General features: G+C 38.2%; 3 protein-coding genes. All 3 read left to right on the top strand.

Translation table 11 applies throughout. The features are described 5' to 3' along the window. Window positions 1–269 precede the first annotated feature (269 nt). The gene (locus B3Y13_RS00130; RefSeq protein ID WP_296691852.1) at window positions 270–668 is read left to right on the top strand and encodes a type II toxin-antitoxin system RelE/ParE family toxin; all 399 of its coding nucleotides are present in this window, start codon (window positions 270–272) and stop codon (window positions 666–668) included. Continuing rightward, complete coding sequence (locus B3Y13_RS00125) at window positions 655–924, top strand: helix-turn-helix domain-containing protein (protein WP_296691849.1); 270 nt, start codon at window positions 655–657, stop codon at window positions 922–924. The genes B3Y13_RS00130 and B3Y13_RS00125 overlap by 14 nt, the downstream gene beginning before the upstream one ends. 3 nt (window positions 925–927) lie before the next feature. After that, on the top strand, window positions 928–1,107 hold a 180-nt coding region (locus tag B3Y13_RS00120), incomplete at its 3' end, for a hypothetical protein (RefSeq protein WP_296691846.1).

Raw genomic sequence — 1,107 nt, 5'->3', positions numbered from 1 at the left:
TTATTTTAAAATATAGTTACTATATTTACTCAACATAGTGGGTATATTTTTTTAATCTTAAAAACGAAGATTCCGCACAAAAAAAGCGGAGCTTTTACGCTTCGCGTCTTGCTTAACGAGTTCCGAACTAGCCGAAACTCGCACATATTACTTCTCAATTTCTGTGCACTTTAGATGCAAGTCATCCAACTGCTTGCGGACCGCGCCACACCGCTCCCTGCCCTAACATAATCCTTGACCTTGTAACACTTTAGTGTTACATTTTTATTATGAAAGAATACTTAGCCTACAAAGGCAATAAATTCATCGTGGAGTGGTATTTCACAAAGAAGGGTGAAAGCCAGCCGTTAGAGTTTTTTAACACCTTATCCATGACTGAACAACAAAAATTCTTTCATCTATTAAAACGAATTGGAGATTTTGGCTTCATTTCTGATATAACAAAATTCAGAAATGAAGAAGACGGAATATATGCTTTCAAGCCTCAGCCAAACAGATTTTTATCTTTTTTCTTTGAAGGCGGAAAGATAATTATTACAAATGGCTTTGTCAAAAAGAGCCAAAAACTGAAAAAACAGGATAAGGCTTGTGCAATATCTGCACGAGAAGATTATGCTAAACGAGTAAAGGAAAGAAACTATTATGACAAAGACTATGAGTACATTTGACAGAATGATGGAAAATCCAGAATGGAAATCCGGCTTTGAAAAATCCTATGAAGAATTCCTTATCTCAGAATTTATGTGCGAGCAAATGAAAAACGCCGATTTAAGCGTCCGCGAACTTGCGGAGCGTGCTGGCGTTTCCCCTACAACAATCCAGCATCTTCGCACAGGCAAAGCAGAAAATGTAAAGGTAAAAACGCTTATGTCGGTTTTACATGAATTAGGATTCAGTTTGAAGCCAGTTGCAACGCTGCATTGAAGATTGAATCGCGAATCACAAACGGAATTCCTGCAAGCTATTGCAAGTTTGTTATCTTCCGCACAAAAAAAGCGGAGCTTTTACGCTCCGCTTTTGTTTTATAGCATTTTATTTTTCTGGGTCAGAAATCGTGATATGCAAATGCCGCAATCCGCTTCGCGCCTTGCTTACCGAGTTTTCCCT

It is taken from the genome of Treponema sp. UBA7567 (assembly GCF_002476655.1).
In the GTDB taxonomy this organism is placed as follows: Bacteria; Spirochaetota; Spirochaetia; order Treponematales; family Treponemataceae; genus Treponema_D.
Note: the sequence above shows the minus strand (reverse complement) of the source record. Positions and strands in the feature narration are given on the sequence as shown.

Coding starts and splice junctions, on each gene's coding strand:
- B3Y13_RS00125 (WP_296691849.1), top strand. CDS start 655: ATGAGTACATTTGACAGAATGATGGAAAATCCAGAATGGAAATCCGGC.
- B3Y13_RS00130 (WP_296691852.1), top strand. CDS start 270: ATGAAAGAATACTTAGCCTACAAAGGCAATAAATTCATCGTGGAGTGG.